Below are 13,526 nucleotides of genomic sequence, written 5' to 3'. Positions count from 1 at the left end.
CAGTGCCAGAGTGGATGCGGTCGCGGGATGGGCCCGGGACCGCCACTCACCGAGGAGATCACCTGGTGTTCAGTTTCAAGATCCAGCACGCAGCGGTCGCCGTGGGCGCGGCCGCTCTCGTCGCTGCCGGGGCCGTCGCTCCGGCTGTCGCATCCGTCCACTCGGACGAAGGCGACCGCGCGGCCGCCAGCGCCACCACGACGCCGATCAAGCACGTCGTCGTCATCTTCCAGGAGAACGTGTCGTTCGACCACTACTTCGCTACCTACCCGAACGCCGCCAACCTGCCCGGTGAGACCACGTTCAAGGCGGCTCCGAACACCCCGAGCGTCAACGGGCTGAACGAGCCGCTGCAGGCGCCCAACAACCCCAACTCGGTGCAGCCGTTCCGGCTCACCCCGGGCCAGGCGCAGACCTGCGACCAGGACCACACCTACACGGACGAGCAGAAGGCGTTCGACTCCGGCCTGATGGACAAGTTCGTCGAGACGGTGGGCCGCGGCGCGGGCACGTGCGTCGACTACGGCAAGGGCAAGGGCCTCGTCATGGGCTACTACGACGGCAACACCGTCACGGGCCTGTGGAACTACGCCCAGCACTTCGCGATGAGCGACAACTCGTACAACACCACCTTCGGTCCGTCGACTCCGGGAGCGCTCAACCTGGTCTCCGGCCAGACGCACGGCTTCGCCACCACGTCGTCCGCAGTTACTGCGAACACGACCGTCATCGGCGACCCGCAGCCCGCCGGCGACAAGTGCGACACCCGCGACGCGACCACGTCGACGGATCCGAACAACAAGAACATCGGCGACCTGCTGAACGCGAAGAACGTGAGCTGGGGATGGTTCCAGGGCGGATTCCGCGACTGCGCGGCCACCAGCACCACGACGTACGGCACGCCGGTCACGTCGAAGTCGTACATCCCTCACCACGAGCCGTTCCAGTACTACCCGAGCACGGCCAACCTGCAGCACACGCCGCCGGCGTCGGTCGGGGAGGTCGGCCACAACGGTCCGGCGAACCACCAGTACGACCTGACGGACTTCTGGGCCGCGGTGAACGCGAAGAACATGCCCGCCGTCAGCTTCCTCAAGGCCCCGGCCGCGCAGGACGGCCACGCCGGCTACTCCAACCCGCTCGATGAGCAGGCGTTCCTCGTCGACACGCTCAACAAGCTCCAGAAGACGAAGGAGTGGAAGAGCACCGCGGTCATCCTCGCCTACGACGACAGCGACGGCTGGTACGACCACCAGATGAGCCCGATCGTGAACCAGTCCGACGACCCCGCGGTGGACGCGCTGGCCGGCACGAACTGCGGCACCAACCCGGCGAACATCCTCGGGGGCTACCAGGACCGCTGCGGCTACGGCCCGCGCCTGCCGCTCCTGGTGATCTCGCCGTACGCGAAGAGCAACTTCGTGGACCACACCACCACCGACCAGACCTCCATCCTCCGCTTCATCGAGGACAACTGGAGCACCGGCCGGATCGGCAATGCCTCGTTCGACCAGAAAGCGGGCTCGCTGAACAACCTGTTCTCCTTCTCCGGGCACGGCAACGGCCACGGCGACGGCGAAGACGGGGCCAACGGTTCCCGGACGCTGTTCCTCGACCCGAAGACCGGGCAGCCGGTCCGCGGCTGATCAGGAGGGGCGACTCCCGTCGCCCACGCGCGCGGCCCCGAGGTCTTGGACCTCGGGGCCGCGTCGCCAGAAAAGGGAGTTCCCATGGGAATCGTGATCAGCGACATGTCCGTCTCACTCGACGGGTACGTCACCGGCCCCAACGACAGTCGCGAGAATCCCTTCGGCGACGGCGCCGAGAACCTGCACGCCTGGCTTCGACCGACGGCGACGGATGCCGACCGCGAGGTTCTGAAGCAGGCGACGGACAGCGTCGGCGCCATCGTCATGGGGCGGACGTCCTTCGAGAAGAACGAAGGCGACGGTGGATGGGGTGAAGCCGGGCCCATGGGAGACATCCCGTGCGTCGTGGTCACCCATCACGCCCCGGAGCGCCGTTATCCGGCGGTCTTCACCTTCGCCACCAGCGGTGTCGCCGATGCGATCCGGCAGGCCGGGATGCTCGCCGGAGACAAGGATGTGCACCTCTTCGGAGCGACGGTCATGCAGCAGGCGCTTCCACTCGGCCTCGTGGACGAGCTCCGGCTGCACGTGATGCCCGTCCTGGTCGGCGGGGGCACCTCTCTTCGGCGCGCTGGAGTCTGCCATCCCGCTCGAGCGGATCGACGCGCGGATCACCCCGGCCGCGACGCACCTGACGTACCGGGTCGTCAGGCCTTCGTGACGGGCCGGTACGTCTGCACGGTCGCGCCCGATCCGAACTCCCGACGATCCACGAGCTTCAGTTTGATGCGCTCGCGCAGTCCGGACAGCAGTGTCGGCCCGTGCCCGGCGATCACCGGGTGCACGACGAAGACGTACTCGTCGATCAGTCCCAGGTCGGCCAGCGCCAGGGGGAGCGTCACGCCGCCCAGAGAGAGAAGCTCGCCCGGCTCCTGCTTGAGCCGCTCGACCTCCTGACGCAGGTCGCCGCTCAGGATGTCGGCATTCCAGTCGACGTGTTCCAGCGTGCTCGACACGACGTGCTTCCTCGCGGCGTCGATGGCCTCGGCGAACGGGATCTCCCAGTCGCGCATCCACTCGGGCCACGGTCCCGAGGCCGGCCGCCGCCAGGCCGCCTCCATCATCTCGTAGGTCACCCGGCCGTAGAGCAGGGCGTCGGCCCGCTCCATCTCGGCCGTCCAGTACCGCATCGCCTCCTCGTCGGGTGCCAGGCCGGCTTCGTGATGGACGCAGCCGTCGAGCGTGACGTTGATGGAGTATCGGAGCAGCCTCATCGCGTTCCCCCTGGCTCGGGCGGCTCGGTCGCGCCGCGGACAGCACCAAACTAGCGTCCACGCGGTCGGCTGCACGAGGTGGGCTAGCATTTCAGGATGACCAAGCCGGCTCCGATCGAAGACGTGCCGATCGGCGGAGAGGGCATCCGCCTCGGGCAGTTCCTGAAGTTCGCGGGCCTCCTCGACTCCGGCGGGAACGTCAAAGAGGCCATCATCGACGGCTACGTCACGGTGAACGGCGAAGTGGATCGCCGGCGCGGCCGGCAGCTGCAGCTCGGCGACGTCGTCACGTTCGAGGGGCGCAGCGTCCGCGTCGCCAGGTAGGGCGGTCGGCTTCGCCTGAGGCGGGTGTTCCCCCGGCGACCCACCGGACTAGGGTCGGGGCTGGCAGAGGGAGGACAGCATGGACGACCTTCGAGGATCCGCGGCGCAACGGCTTTCCCAGCTGGATGCGATGGCGGCGGGCGACGTCACGAACGAGTGGCTGACCCGGCAGCTGCGGGCCGCGCTGCAGCAACTCGCCGAGGTGGAGCCGGTGGCGGACGCCGAGGCGGAGCGGCGCGAAGACTTCTGAGCGCGGGCGCAGGCGGGGAAGCCTGCGCGCCACCTGTCGAGGGAGGCTCGGCCGAGCCGCGAGACAAGAGCGGGAGTACCGGGTTTCAGGCGGCCCCGCCCACGCGGGCAGCGCCAAGCAGAATGCGGCTGGTCCCACCCGCCGCCGGGCCTTCCTCCGGAGCAGGGCCGTGCCGTGCTCGCCGCGGGGTCCGGCACGTCAGGAAGGGAGGAGATCGGGCGCGACACGCCGGAGCGCGTCGGGAAACGGAGGCGCACCGACCCACGAAGCCGGGTTTCTCCTCCGTTTCCACGCGCCCCGTTGTGGGGCACGCGGAACGCGCGAGCCGCCGGTAGCGTGACCTGGTGGCCAGCGCTGTACGGCGCCGGCCCGGCGGGATCGACGGCCCGCGAGACGTCAGGGGGTGCGGATGAGCGACGAGGGGTCGCCTGCCGCAGGGTGGTACACGGACCCGGCCGACGCCGCGCGCGTCCGCTGGTGGAACGGCTCGAGATGGACGGAGCACACCCGGCCGCAGCCGGAGTCGTCGAGTTCGGCCGTCGACACGGGGACGATGCCGGAGGCTGCTGCCGCGACCCTCGGACCGCGTCGTGCCGCGCGGCTGGCGGAGCAGGCGGCCGCGGGGACGGCGGCGGCGTCCGCGGCGACTCCCGCACCGGCGACGCCCGTGTACCCGCCCATCGTCGCCTACCCGGCGGCACCGCCCGCCGCGCAGGTGCAGCCCTACCCGTCCTCGTTCCCGGCAGTGCCGCCGCCACCCGCCGCACCGTTCGCGACCACCCCCTACAACCCGTCCTGGACCACGTACAAGGACTCCAACACCGCCGCCGCATTGGCGCTCGGGCTCGGCATCCTGTCGGCCGGACTGCTTCTCCTCACCGGCGTCCTCGGCTTCGTGCCCGGCCTGCCCGGCATCGGAGCGATCATCTACGGCATCCTCGGCATCACCCGCTCGGGCCGTCTCGGCTCGGGACGCGCGCGGGCCGTCTGGGGCCTCGTGCTCGGCGCCGGCTCGATGCTGACGGCCGTCCTCATCCACGTCGTCGCGCTCGGTGCGCTGCTCGGACCCCACTACGACCAGGCGGCGCTCCAGCAGGAGATCGTCACCGAGTTCTCGAAGCAGGTCGGGCAGACCGTGACGGCCTCGTGCCCGGTCTCCGCCCCGATGACCGCGGGAAGCACGTTCACGTGCACGGTCCGCGACGCCAACGGGAACAGCGGCGTCATCGACGTGACCGTCCGGGACGCGTCGGGTCATATCAGCTGGGTGCTGCGCAACCAGGAGGGCGGGGCGTGACTCCGGCGCGGCCGCTCGGTCGTGCGCCGGCCGCGCTCAGTTCCGATTGACGTACCAGAACACCCACACGACGAACAGTGCCGCCCCGACGATACCGATCACGAGCCCCGCGGTGGCCCGCCCGCGACCGGTGTCCCTCAGCCCTGCGCGGTCCATGTCGTCCGCGATGCGGCGGGCCTGCGCGCCGAAGACGATCGCCAGGATCGAGGGGAGCGCGAACGGGTTGATGAAGAGGCTGATGATGCCCCAGACGAGCGCCCGGGTGGCCTTGCCGTTCTTCGGCGGGACCGCGACGACGTAGTGCGGCTGCGGCGCGTACGCCTGGTGCGACTGCATCGGGGTGTAGGTGGGGTGCGGCTGCACCGGATAGCCCGACGCGCCGACCGGAGCAGGCGCCGGCGCCGCCGCCGGAGCGGGCGCGGTGTGCTCCGTCCACCGGGTGCCGTCCCAGTAGCGCACGGCGTCGGGGGTGGAGGGGTCGGCGTACCAACCGGCGACAGGATTCATGGGGGCCCTTCTGGTGAGTCCCTCAAGTCTGGAGGCGGCTCCGGCGGACTCATATCCCCAGTGCGGGGCGGACGGCACGGATGCGCTCCACGGAGCCCGACCGCAGCCGCTCGTTCTCCACGACCACCAGGCCCGCGGCCTCCACCTCGCCGAGGTGCCGACGCGTGAGGTGCTCGCCCTGCAGCGGGATCGTGACGCGCTCGAGCATCCACTGGCCGGCGAAGATCAGCGCCGCGTCGCTGCGGACGTGGTCGACGAGCACGACGGATCCGCCCGGCACGACGACGCGCGCCATCTCGGCGACCGCGACATCGGGACGAGGGATGGAGCACAGCGCGAGCGCGCACACCACGGTGTCGAAGGTGGCGTCGTCGAACGGCAGGCGCTCGGCGTCGCCCTCGCGGAGGTCGACGGCCCACCCGAGCTCGTCGGCGCGTCGCCGTGCGATGGCGAGCATCGCGGGGCTGAGGTCGACCCCGACGAGGGACACGTCGTCGCGGTAGTACGGCAGGCTGCGGCCTCCGCCGACCGCCACCTCCAGCACCCGGCCGCTGGCCCGCTCACCGATCCACTCGCGGGTGCCGGCCAGCATCGACCGTTCCACTTTGGCGATCTTGGTGTCGTAGCTCTCGGCGTGCTTGCCCCAGTGGCGCCGCTGCCGCCGGGTTTCGCGTGAGACGTCCGGGTGGGTCATGGCCCTACGAGCGCCCCGGCGCCGCGCCGGCGGACCCGGTGAACGCCCACGCCTCCTCGGCGAGGGACTCCCAGAGCCCGGGGGTCGCATCCGTCACCACCAGCCACTGCCGCATCGGACTCTTCTTCCCCGCCTGGAACGGCTCGCCGACGCCGGCTGCGATCAGCTCCGACACCCGCTCGCCGGGCAGCTTCACGACGAAGCGGTCGCCGCTGGAGACCATGCAGAACACGGAGCCGTTCACGCGGAGCGCATCCGAGCCGAACCGCCGCGGGCCGCCGCCGGCCGGCGGCGTGACCCCGGGGCGGCCGACGAACGCGGACACGATGTCGTCGAACCGGTCGTGCACGGCCACCGTGCGCGGCGTCCCCGTCACGAGTGGACGACCTTCATCGCGTCGTCGTCCGGGCCGTTCTCGGTCATCTCCGGCATCCCCTCCCGCAGCGGCTGATGGCGCCAAAGCTACTACCGACGGGCGCTGGCGGGCGACCCGTCGGCGCTGTTCCCTGTACCAGCGGAGTGCTACGGCGACAGGAAGCACTCAGCCAGATCGTGCGCCAAGCGTGAGCCCCTTGTCCTAAATAGGCGCGGGGATGCGGAATTCTGGCACGTTATGGATGTGGCAGGCGGCTGACGGCTGCACGATTCGATACGAGTGGGAGAAGAGGTTCTCAATGCGGAGATCTCGTGTGATGGTGTCGGTGGCTGCGCTGGCCGGCGTGTGCGTCATCGGTTCGGGACTGACCGGGTTCACGTCCACGGACGCGGCGGAGGTGAACGCAGTGGACGCGGTCGCAGCGATTCAAGAAGTCGCACCTCAGGCTCTGGCAAGCGCAACGACAGGCGGCGCCACCGAGGATGCCGCGGTGCAGGCGTCCACGGCCGATGGGCTTGAGGTGCAGCTTCCGGTAGACGCAGCGGACGGCGTGCAAGTAAGCCTGCCCGGCGGGGGCGTCTCGATCGGACTGCCGTTCGCGGACCAGGCCACAGACGCGACTGCATCCCAAGTGCCGGGCGTGGTCGTTTACGACAACAACAACGGGTCCTCGACCGTCCCGGTGGTGCACGCCGACGGCACTGTGCAGATCAACACATTCATCGAGAACGCGAACGCGCCGAAGCGGTACGACTACTCGCTGACGGTTCCGGAGGGACAGCATGCTCGTCTGCTCGAAGACGGGTCTGTGTATGTGGGAAGCGAGGATGGGCAGGCTGTCTCTGCGATCATCCCCGCACCGTGGGCGAAGGACGCCCATGGTACAGCCGTCGCGACGCACTACGAGCTGAGCGGTAACACCCTCACCCAGGCAGGTTGCCGCCTTCGCCAGCGCTGCGCAGATGTTCTCCTACCTCTGTATCCTCGGCGGTCTGGCAGGTGCGGCCTGCACCACCCTCGCTAACCTGGGTTTTCAGATCGTCAAGAACGCCGCTACCAACGCCCTCAAAGCAGGTCGCTGCATCCAGCTGAACATTCCTTATGTCGGACCGGGGCTGATTTACGATGTCAAGTGCTGAACAACCGAAGTCGTCGCTCTACTACCTCGTCGAGGACTTCTTCGTTGCCTTGCTGCTCGGCGCGGCCATGGCCGCTGTGCTGGTGATGATCGACGCCTCTCCGCGGGCGATCCTGGCAACCGCGCTCGGCGCACCGGGTGCCTACTTCCTCGGACAGAGGTATCGACGGCTGCGCGCTCGCAAGCAGGTCCTGACTCGCTAGCGCATCGATGCCCGCGCACCGTAGCCGCACCCCCATCCGCAGTGCTACCTTCTCGACTGTTTGTGGGGGGACGTGGCCTATCGATGGAGATAAGGAGTCATGTCGATGAGAACTCGGAACATCGCGTTACGCGTGGGTGCGCCCGCACTGCTGGTCGCGGCGCTGGTCGCGGCAGGAGCCACCTCCGCTCAGGCGGCCACGAAGACGGCGCCGAAGCCGCCGGTCGGGTCGGTGCAGGTGGTCGTGTCGGGGCTGGACAACCCGCGCGGACTGTCGTTCGGAACGGGCGGCCAGCTGTTCATCGCCGAGGCCGGCCACGGCGGCCCGCTCAACCTGGGCGGCGGACCGGAAGGAGACCAGTACGGCGGCCTGACCGGACGCCTCGGGGTGTGGAAGGACGGCGCGCTGACGCACCCGATCACCGGGCTGTTCTCGGCCGCCGACGAGTCCGGAATGGGCGCCGAGGGCCTCGTCTCTGTGGATGCGCAGGGCCGCTGGGTCACGGGCCAGATGGCGTTGAACACGGCGCCGATCCCACCGGTGCCGCCGGGCAACCCGATCGTGGACGCCGCACGCGCGCAGCTCGGCCGCACGGTCGCGCTCGACCCGTCCGCGGGCATGTGGTCGTCGATCGCCGCCACGGGTGACGCGGACTACGCCTGGGCGGCCGCGAACAAGGACCTGGTCCCGGATCAGTTCCCCGACGCCAACCCGAACTCGGTCATCACGGTCGGCAACACGCGCTACGTCGCGGACGCCGGGGCGAACATCCTCGCCAAGGTGGACAAGAGCGGCACGGTGTCGACGCTGGCGTTCATGGGCGTCCCGGCCGGTTCGGTCACGGACGGCGTGAGCACCTGCCTCGCGCAGGCGCCCGACGGCTCGTTCTACGTCACGGAGCTGCTGGGCGGCCAGTACGTGCCGGGTCACGCACGCGTCTGGCAGGTCTGGCCCAATGGGACGGCGCGGGTCAAGTGGACGGGCTTCACCGCCATCCAGGGCTGCGGCTTCGACGGGTCGGGCAACTTCTACGTCACCGAGTTCCAGGTGAACGGCCTCAACCCGAGCCCGACCGGCGACCCGAGCGGGGCGCTCGTGAAGATCAGCCCGAGCGGCCAGCGGACGACGTACGGGATGGGGCAGCTGTTCTTCCCGTCGGGCTTCGCGTTCCGCGGCGGCAGCGCCTACGTCTCGAATTGGTCGATCATGCCGGCCAGCGGCGCGGGCGGCCACAGCGGGCAGGTCGTCCGGATCAACGTGGGGGAGTAGGAGGCGCGGGCACGTCGTCGTCGCTGTCTCGTTTTCACGCAGCGCCGGCGGCGTGCCTTCCGCTACCGCGTCGGTGTCGGCGCGGGCGTCGGGGCGAGCTCGGCGATGAGCACCTCGTCGGCGCCGTCCCTCCACACCTCGGAGCGGGTCACCGTGAAGCCGGCCGGTGCCACCGTGCCGCCCAGATGCTCCACCGAGTCGAACGGGTCGTGGTCGACGTGGGCCGCCGGCGGCGCCCCGCGATGGCGCGACGGATCGACCGCGAGGAACGTCGCCGTGATCGCCCGGCCGCCCGGTCGCAGCACGCGCGCCCACTCCGCGATGGCGGCGCCGGGATGCGGGAACAGCTGCAGACCGGTGACGCAGGTGACGAGGTCGAAGGATGCGTCCGGCAGCGGCAGGCGGGTCGCATCCGCCACGAGCAGCTCGGCATCCGGCAGGTGGATGCGCGCCTCGTCGATCATGCGCGGGGACAGGTCCACGCCGGTCAGCGCGCCCGCGAAGTCGCGGTCGGCCAGCGCGCGCAGCACCAGGCCGGTGCCGGTCGCGACGTCGAGCACCGCATCCACCTCGTCCAGGTCGGCGAAGACGGCGACCGCCCGGGCCAGGCCGCGGTGCATCGCGCTGTCGTCGTAGGTGGCGGCGCGCTCGTCGAAGCGTTCGCGCACGGCTCTCAGGTGCTCGTCGTCGGTCACGGGGACAGCGTAGCGAGACCTGAAGCGCGGGCCGGATGCGGGCCCGGGAAAAGTATGCGGCGGTCGGCTCACCCGTACACCGACCGCCGCGCACCGGGAATGCAGTACAGCTGCCCGCCCCCTGCGGTTCAGCCTGCCATCCGGTTGCTTAGTGCACACAATAAAACGTATGTGACGAAAGTCAACCGTCCTGAGGCAACCAGTGTTCGGATGTTCGTCTCCCGTTCACCTCCGCCCTCCCGTGAGCGGTGTCGGAGGGTCGGCGTAGGGTGAGAATATGGCCCGCAACCGCGACCAGGAGCGTCGCGCGGCTCGCGAGTCCGATCCGCTCGTCGACGCCGCGCGGTACCGCCTGCGCCGAGACGCGGAGGCTCGCGGCGAGGAGGTCGAGGAGGCCAACGCCGGCCAGCCCTCGATGGAGCAGCGGGCGCAGATCATCGAGACGGCGATCCAGCAGGCGATCCGCCGCGGCGACTTCGACGACCTTCCCGGAGCCGGCAAGCCGCTGCCCGGGCTGACCGGAACGCACGACCCGGACTGGTGGATCCGGCGCAAGATCGAGCGCGAGAGCCTCACCGGGCTCGGGCCGCCGGCGCTGACCCTCCGCACGGAGGACAAGGAGCTCGACGCGAAGCTCGACCGGCTGGCGTCGGAGCAGACGGTGCGCGAGCACCTCGAGGGCTTCAACCGGCGCATCGTCGAGGCGCGGCGGCAGCTGCAGGGCGGCCCGCCGGTCGTCACTCCCACCCGCGACATCGACGCCGAGGTCGACCGGTGGCGGCAGCGGCGGGAGGAGCGGATCCGCGAGGCCGAGGCGAACCGGCGGGCCGAACGGGAGGCGTGGGAGGCGCTGTCGCGGCGCGAGCGGCGGAGGCTGCGGCGCGAGTCCGGCCGCTGAGCCGCCGGGTCACTCCGTCAGATGCTGGTGGGGGTCGGTGAAGTGGATGCTGTTCGCAGTCACCCCGACGAGTCCCAGCGTCACGCGCAGCAGCTGCGGCGGCAGTCCGTCGGCCGGAGGAGGCGTCGCGGCGCCGAGCTGCAGGGACTTTCCGTCCTTGCCGGTGGCGGTCACCGAATCCACGTAGACGTTCACGTCGCCGCGCAGGGCCATCTGGTCGGCGGTGGTCGCGAGCTTCGGGCCGGTCGCCTTGCGCACGGTCAGGCTGAAGCCGTCGACCGTGATCGCATCGGCGGAGATCTTCAGCACCGGGATGCGGCTGCCGTCCGCCAGCGGGACGGTCACCACGGTGATCCCCTTCAGGCCCGAGAACGAGAGGGACCGGCTGCCGAGCTGTGCGGCCGGCTGCGTGAACACGGGAGCGCCCGCGTCGGGGCCGACGGGTACCGGGGGAGCGGTCGGAGCGGGGGAGGCGCCCGGGGTCGCGGGGGCGGACGGCGCGGGCGATGCGCCGGGCGCCGGGACGGACGGGACGCCCGGGACGCCGGGGACGCCGGGGAGGCCGGGGATCGTCGGACCCGACGTCGGCGTCGGGGTCGGCGTCGGCGTCGGGCTCGGCGAGCTGCACGACATGAACAGGGGGATGCACAGCCCGGCCTGGTCGGCGGTCGGCACGCGGGCGGCCCCGATGCCGGTGAGCGCGGCGGCGACGCAGGCGATCAGGGCGCCGGCGACGACGCTCGAGCGGGTGCGCCTCATGCGGCGGGGCCTTCCCCCGGGGCCGCGGTGACGTCGCCCGCGTCCCTCTTCGGCATCCACGCCACGGTGAGGATGCCGCCGACGGTGCTCAGCAGCATCCCGATGAAGAAGCCGCCGAGGTTTACGCCGACGAGCGAGTACACGGCGACGGCCAGCGCGATCACGCCGTAGAAGATGCGGTGCGCGGGCATCGCGATCGCGAGGACGCCGAGCAGCACCAGCAGGATCGGGATGATCGTCGCCTGCAGGCCTTCGATGCCGAGCTGCACGTGGATCTTGCCGATGTCGAGCTGGCCCGAGAAGAACATCTCGACGCCGCCGAGGGCGGTCAGCAGGCCGCCGACGAACGGGCGGCTGCGCCGCCAGGCGCGGAAGCCCGACCGCTCGCCGCCGGACGCAGCAGACACCCCGCTCGCGGCCACCGGCTCTGCGAGAGCGCCGGCCCCCTCCGCGCCGATCGAGTGCTCGCCCACGATCAGAAGCATCCCTTCGAGCCGTCGGTCAGCTGCACGTGCATGCCGTTGAGCGTGAAGACGGAGGCCTGGGTGCTCCACGCGGTCTGCTGGAGGTTCGTGATCGTGACGGTGTCCGAATCCTGCGCGAAGTCGCCCGCCGAGCCCTTCGCCGCGGTGTTCACGGTGGAGGCGTCGACGCCGATGCGGATGTTGTGGAACTCGGAGTCGCCCTTGAGGTCGGTCATGCCGATCTGCAGGTCGGTCGCGCTGGCCGGGTTGCCCCCGCCGCCCGCGGTGATGAGGATGCCGGCCTTGCCGAGCGGGGTGTCCGTGACGACCGACTGGCAGAGGTCGCTGAGCGTCGCGGACTTGATGTTCGCGATCGCGACCTGGTGGTTCTTGCCCGCGGTGTCCGGGGCGACGCCGGCGTACTGCGAGAAGCCGGTGCCGTCGAGCTTCGACGCGCTGATCTGGAACTGGCTGCCGGAGACGGCGAACGAGACAGGCACGGCGCCCTGTGCGACACCGGTCATGAGCACGGTCGACACGAGGGCGACGGGGACGGCTGCGAGAACGATCCGTCCGGTGTGCGACCCGGCGAGCTTTCGGAACTTCATCGATCCTCCTGTTCGGGGGACTTGACAGCGTCGGCGCAGTCAGGTCCAGGAGCGAGCTTAGAGGTTATTGACCGACTGTCAATAGCTGCGCGGTGCATCCATTCGTGTATCGAAGCAGCCGGGCGCGGGGGAGCGGCGGATAGGCTCGAACCATGGAGACCGACCGGCGCACCAGGCTCACGCCGGACGAGCGGCGGGCGCAGCTCGTGGCGCTCGGGGTCTCGTTCCTGGCCGACAACCCGCTCGATCAGCTCTCGATCGAGGAGCTGTCGGCGCGTGCGGGAGTGTCGCGCGGGCTCCTGTTCCACTACTTCGGGTCGAAGCAGGGGCTGCACCGGGATGTGGTGCGCACGGCGCGCGACAGCATGCTGCACGCGACGGAGCCGGTCGCCGGGCTGCCGCCGCTCGACCGGCTGCACGACACGCTCGAGCGGATCGTCGGGTTCGTGCGCGAGCACAGCGGCACGTTCTACTCGCTGGTGCGCGGCGTCGCATCCGGTGACACGGAGGTGCGCGCGGTCGTCGAGGAGGCGCGGGTGGAACAGGCGGACCGGGTGATCGCGGTGTTCCTGGAGCTCGGCGTGCCCGACACGCCGATGCTGCGGATCGCCCTGCGGTCGTGGATCGCGTTCGCCGAGGAGGCGCTCGTCGAGAGCGCGATCGGCACCGACCTGGCGTCGGACGAAATCGTCGGGTTCCTCGAGCGCAGCGCGCGCGGGGTGGTGGAGGCGCTGGGCGAGGGCTAGATGCCCTCCTCCTCGACGTCGTCCTCGGTGAGCACGCCGTTCTCCTCGTCGTCGCCGCCGTGCTCGTCGTACACCGGCTCCGCTTCGCGCGCCTGACCGCCGGTCGGGCCGTCGTTGCCGTCGCCCGGGCCGGGCCAGATGGTCTCGCCGGCGACCGCGTCGTTCGTGACGAGCTCGTCGGCGAAGTCCGCCTCCGCCTCCGGGTCGTTCAGCGCGTAGTCGACGTCGCCGTCGGCCGGGTCCGCCCAGCCGGCCGTGTCGCCGGCATCCGTCTCGCCGATCTCGACGTCGTCGACGCCGTCCTCCGGAATGCGCTCCATGCGCCGCCCCTCTCTCTCGCTCTCCCCGGAACGTACACCCGCGGTCCCCAACGCAAACAGTTCCGGAGTTTTTCGGGCGGATCGCGAGGATTAGCCCGAAAAACTCCGGAACTGT

At 70.5% G+C, this 13,526-nt stretch carries 18 protein-coding genes and 1 pseudogene; 10 read left to right on the top strand and 9 right to left on the bottom strand.

Features of this window, described 5'->3' with window-relative positions:
• Nucleotides 1-65: 65 nt before the first annotated feature.
• Both ACQ86M_RS09820 and ACQ86M_RS09815 read left to right on the top strand, forming a co-directional pair.
• Complete coding sequence (locus ACQ86M_RS09820) at nucleotides 66-1,646, top strand: phospholipase C (protein ID WP_431245309.1); 1,581 nt, start codon at nucleotides 66-68, stop codon at nucleotides 1,644-1,646.
• A gap of 84 nt (nucleotides 1,647-1,730) precedes the next feature.
• Nucleotides 1,731-2,153, top strand: a pseudogene (locus ACQ86M_RS09815) (dihydrofolate reductase family protein); the annotation flags it as partial.
• 143 nt (nucleotides 2,154-2,296) lie between these two features.
• Here ACQ86M_RS09815 and ACQ86M_RS09810 read toward each other — a convergent pair.
• Nucleotides 2,297-2,863, bottom strand: coding sequence for a dihydrofolate reductase family protein (locus ACQ86M_RS09810; RefSeq protein ID WP_431245308.1), 567 nt, complete (start codon nucleotides 2,861-2,863; stop codon nucleotides 2,297-2,299).
• A 96-nt stretch (nucleotides 2,864-2,959) separates the two neighbouring features.
• On the opposite strand from ACQ86M_RS09810, the gene ACQ86M_RS09805 reads away from it, so the two are divergent.
• From ACQ86M_RS09805 to ACQ86M_RS09795, 3 genes are all read left to right on the top strand, one after another.
• Nucleotides 2,960-3,187 (top strand): RNA-binding S4 domain-containing protein, encoded by a 228-nt coding sequence (locus tag ACQ86M_RS09805; RefSeq protein ID WP_431245307.1) that lies wholly within the window; start codon nucleotides 2,960-2,962, stop codon nucleotides 3,185-3,187.
• A gap of 79 nt (nucleotides 3,188-3,266) precedes the next feature.
• Nucleotides 3,267-3,437 (top strand): hypothetical protein, encoded by a 171-nt coding sequence (locus ACQ86M_RS09800; protein ID WP_431218518.1) that lies wholly within the window; start codon nucleotides 3,267-3,269, stop codon nucleotides 3,435-3,437.
• 409 nt (nucleotides 3,438-3,846) lie between these two features.
• The gene (locus ACQ86M_RS09795; RefSeq protein ID WP_431245306.1) at nucleotides 3,847-4,734 is read left to right on the top strand and encodes a DUF2510 domain-containing protein; all 888 of its coding nucleotides are present in this window, start codon (nucleotides 3,847-3,849) and stop codon (nucleotides 4,732-4,734) included.
• 36 nt (nucleotides 4,735-4,770) lie between these two features.
• Here the strand turns inward: ACQ86M_RS09795 and ACQ86M_RS09790 are convergent, their stop codons facing one another.
• The 3 genes from ACQ86M_RS09790 to ACQ86M_RS09780 are packed head-to-tail and all read right to left on the bottom strand — an operon-like array spanning nucleotide 4,771 to nucleotide 6,311.
• Complete coding sequence (locus tag ACQ86M_RS09790; RefSeq protein ID WP_431245305.1) at nucleotides 4,771-5,241, bottom strand: DUF2510 domain-containing protein; 471 nt, start codon at nucleotides 5,239-5,241, stop codon at nucleotides 4,771-4,773.
• 49 nt (nucleotides 5,242-5,290) lie between these two features.
• Nucleotides 5,291-5,935, bottom strand: a complete 645-nt coding sequence (locus tag ACQ86M_RS09785) for a class I SAM-dependent methyltransferase (RefSeq protein ID WP_431245304.1) — start codon at nucleotides 5,933-5,935, stop codon at nucleotides 5,291-5,293.
• Between the two features lie 4 nt (nucleotides 5,936-5,939).
• Nucleotides 5,940-6,311: a hypothetical protein gene (locus ACQ86M_RS09780; RefSeq protein ID WP_431245303.1), complete on the bottom strand. Its 372-nt coding sequence runs from the start codon at nucleotides 6,309-6,311 to the stop codon at nucleotides 5,940-5,942.
• Nucleotides 6,312-6,552: 241 nt separating this feature from the next.
• Between ACQ86M_RS09780 and ACQ86M_RS09775 the strand changes: the two genes are divergently transcribed.
• The 3 genes from ACQ86M_RS09775 to ACQ86M_RS09765 all read left to right on the top strand — a co-directional run bounded on the left by ACQ86M_RS09775 (nucleotide 6,553) and on the right by ACQ86M_RS09765 (nucleotide 8,921).
• Nucleotides 6,553-7,335, top strand: coding sequence for a hypothetical protein (locus tag ACQ86M_RS09775; protein ID WP_431245302.1), 783 nt, complete (start codon nucleotides 6,553-6,555; stop codon nucleotides 7,333-7,335).
• A gap of 101 nt (nucleotides 7,336-7,436) precedes the next feature.
• Entirely contained in the window at nucleotides 7,437-7,652 is a 216-nt protein-coding gene (locus ACQ86M_RS09770) for a hypothetical protein (RefSeq protein WP_431245301.1), read from the top strand.
• Between the two features lie 105 nt (nucleotides 7,653-7,757).
• On the top strand, nucleotides 7,758-8,921 hold the full coding sequence (locus ACQ86M_RS09765; RefSeq protein ID WP_431245300.1) for a ScyD/ScyE family protein: 1,164 nt from the start codon (nucleotides 7,758-7,760) through the stop codon (nucleotides 8,919-8,921).
• Nucleotides 8,922-8,983: 62 nt separating this feature from the next.
• Here ACQ86M_RS09765 and ACQ86M_RS09760 read toward each other — a convergent pair whose 3' ends face one another.
• On the bottom strand, nucleotides 8,984-9,616 hold the full coding sequence (locus tag ACQ86M_RS09760; protein ID WP_431245299.1) for a class I SAM-dependent methyltransferase: 633 nt from the start codon (nucleotides 9,614-9,616) through the stop codon (nucleotides 8,984-8,986).
• A gap of 277 nt (nucleotides 9,617-9,893) precedes the next feature.
• On the opposite strand from ACQ86M_RS09760, the gene ACQ86M_RS09755 reads away from it, so the two are divergent.
• Nucleotides 9,894-10,514, top strand: coding sequence for a DUF1992 domain-containing protein (locus ACQ86M_RS09755; protein ID WP_431245298.1), 621 nt, complete (start codon nucleotides 9,894-9,896; stop codon nucleotides 10,512-10,514).
• A gap of 9 nt (nucleotides 10,515-10,523) precedes the next feature.
• Here ACQ86M_RS09755 and ACQ86M_RS09750 read toward each other — a convergent pair whose 3' ends face one another.
• The 3 genes from ACQ86M_RS09750 to ACQ86M_RS09740 are packed head-to-tail and all read right to left on the bottom strand — an operon-like array spanning nucleotide 10,524 to nucleotide 12,345.
• Entirely contained in the window at nucleotides 10,524-11,273 is a 750-nt protein-coding gene (locus ACQ86M_RS09750; RefSeq protein ID WP_431245297.1) for a hypothetical protein, read from the bottom strand.
• A complete protein-coding gene (locus tag ACQ86M_RS09745) occupies nucleotides 11,270-11,758 on the bottom strand; it encodes a DUF6114 domain-containing protein (protein WP_431245296.1) in 489 nt (162 codons plus the stop codon). Before ACQ86M_RS09745 ends, ACQ86M_RS09750 begins: the two co-directional genes overlap by 4 nt.
• Nucleotides 11,749-12,345 carry a DUF6230 family protein gene (locus ACQ86M_RS09740; protein ID WP_431218507.1) on the bottom strand — a complete coding sequence of 199 codons (597 nt, stop codon included), beginning with the start codon at nucleotides 12,343-12,345 and terminating at the stop codon, nucleotides 11,749-11,751. The genes ACQ86M_RS09745 and ACQ86M_RS09740 overlap by 10 nt, the downstream gene beginning before the upstream one ends.
• A 152-nt stretch (nucleotides 12,346-12,497) precedes the next feature.
• On the opposite strand from ACQ86M_RS09740, the gene ACQ86M_RS09735 reads away from it, so the two are divergent.
• Nucleotides 12,498-13,091, top strand: coding sequence for a TetR/AcrR family transcriptional regulator (locus ACQ86M_RS09735; RefSeq protein WP_431245295.1), 594 nt, complete (start codon nucleotides 12,498-12,500; stop codon nucleotides 13,089-13,091).
• Here the strand turns inward: ACQ86M_RS09735 and ACQ86M_RS09730 are convergent.
• Nucleotides 13,088-13,411: a hypothetical protein gene (locus ACQ86M_RS09730; RefSeq protein ID WP_431245294.1), complete on the bottom strand. Its 324-nt coding sequence runs from the start codon at nucleotides 13,409-13,411 to the stop codon at nucleotides 13,088-13,090. The genes ACQ86M_RS09735 and ACQ86M_RS09730 overlap by 4 nt on opposite strands.
• Nucleotides 13,412-13,526: the final 115 nt, after the last annotated feature.

The organism is Leifsonia xyli subsp. cynodontis, assembly GCF_050632205.1.
In the GTDB taxonomy this organism is placed as follows: Bacteria; Actinomycetota; Actinomycetes; order Actinomycetales; family Microbacteriaceae; genus Leifsonia; species Leifsonia xyli_D.
The sequence above is the reverse complement of the archived record's forward strand: the minus strand, read 5'-3'. Positions and strand labels throughout refer to the sequence as shown.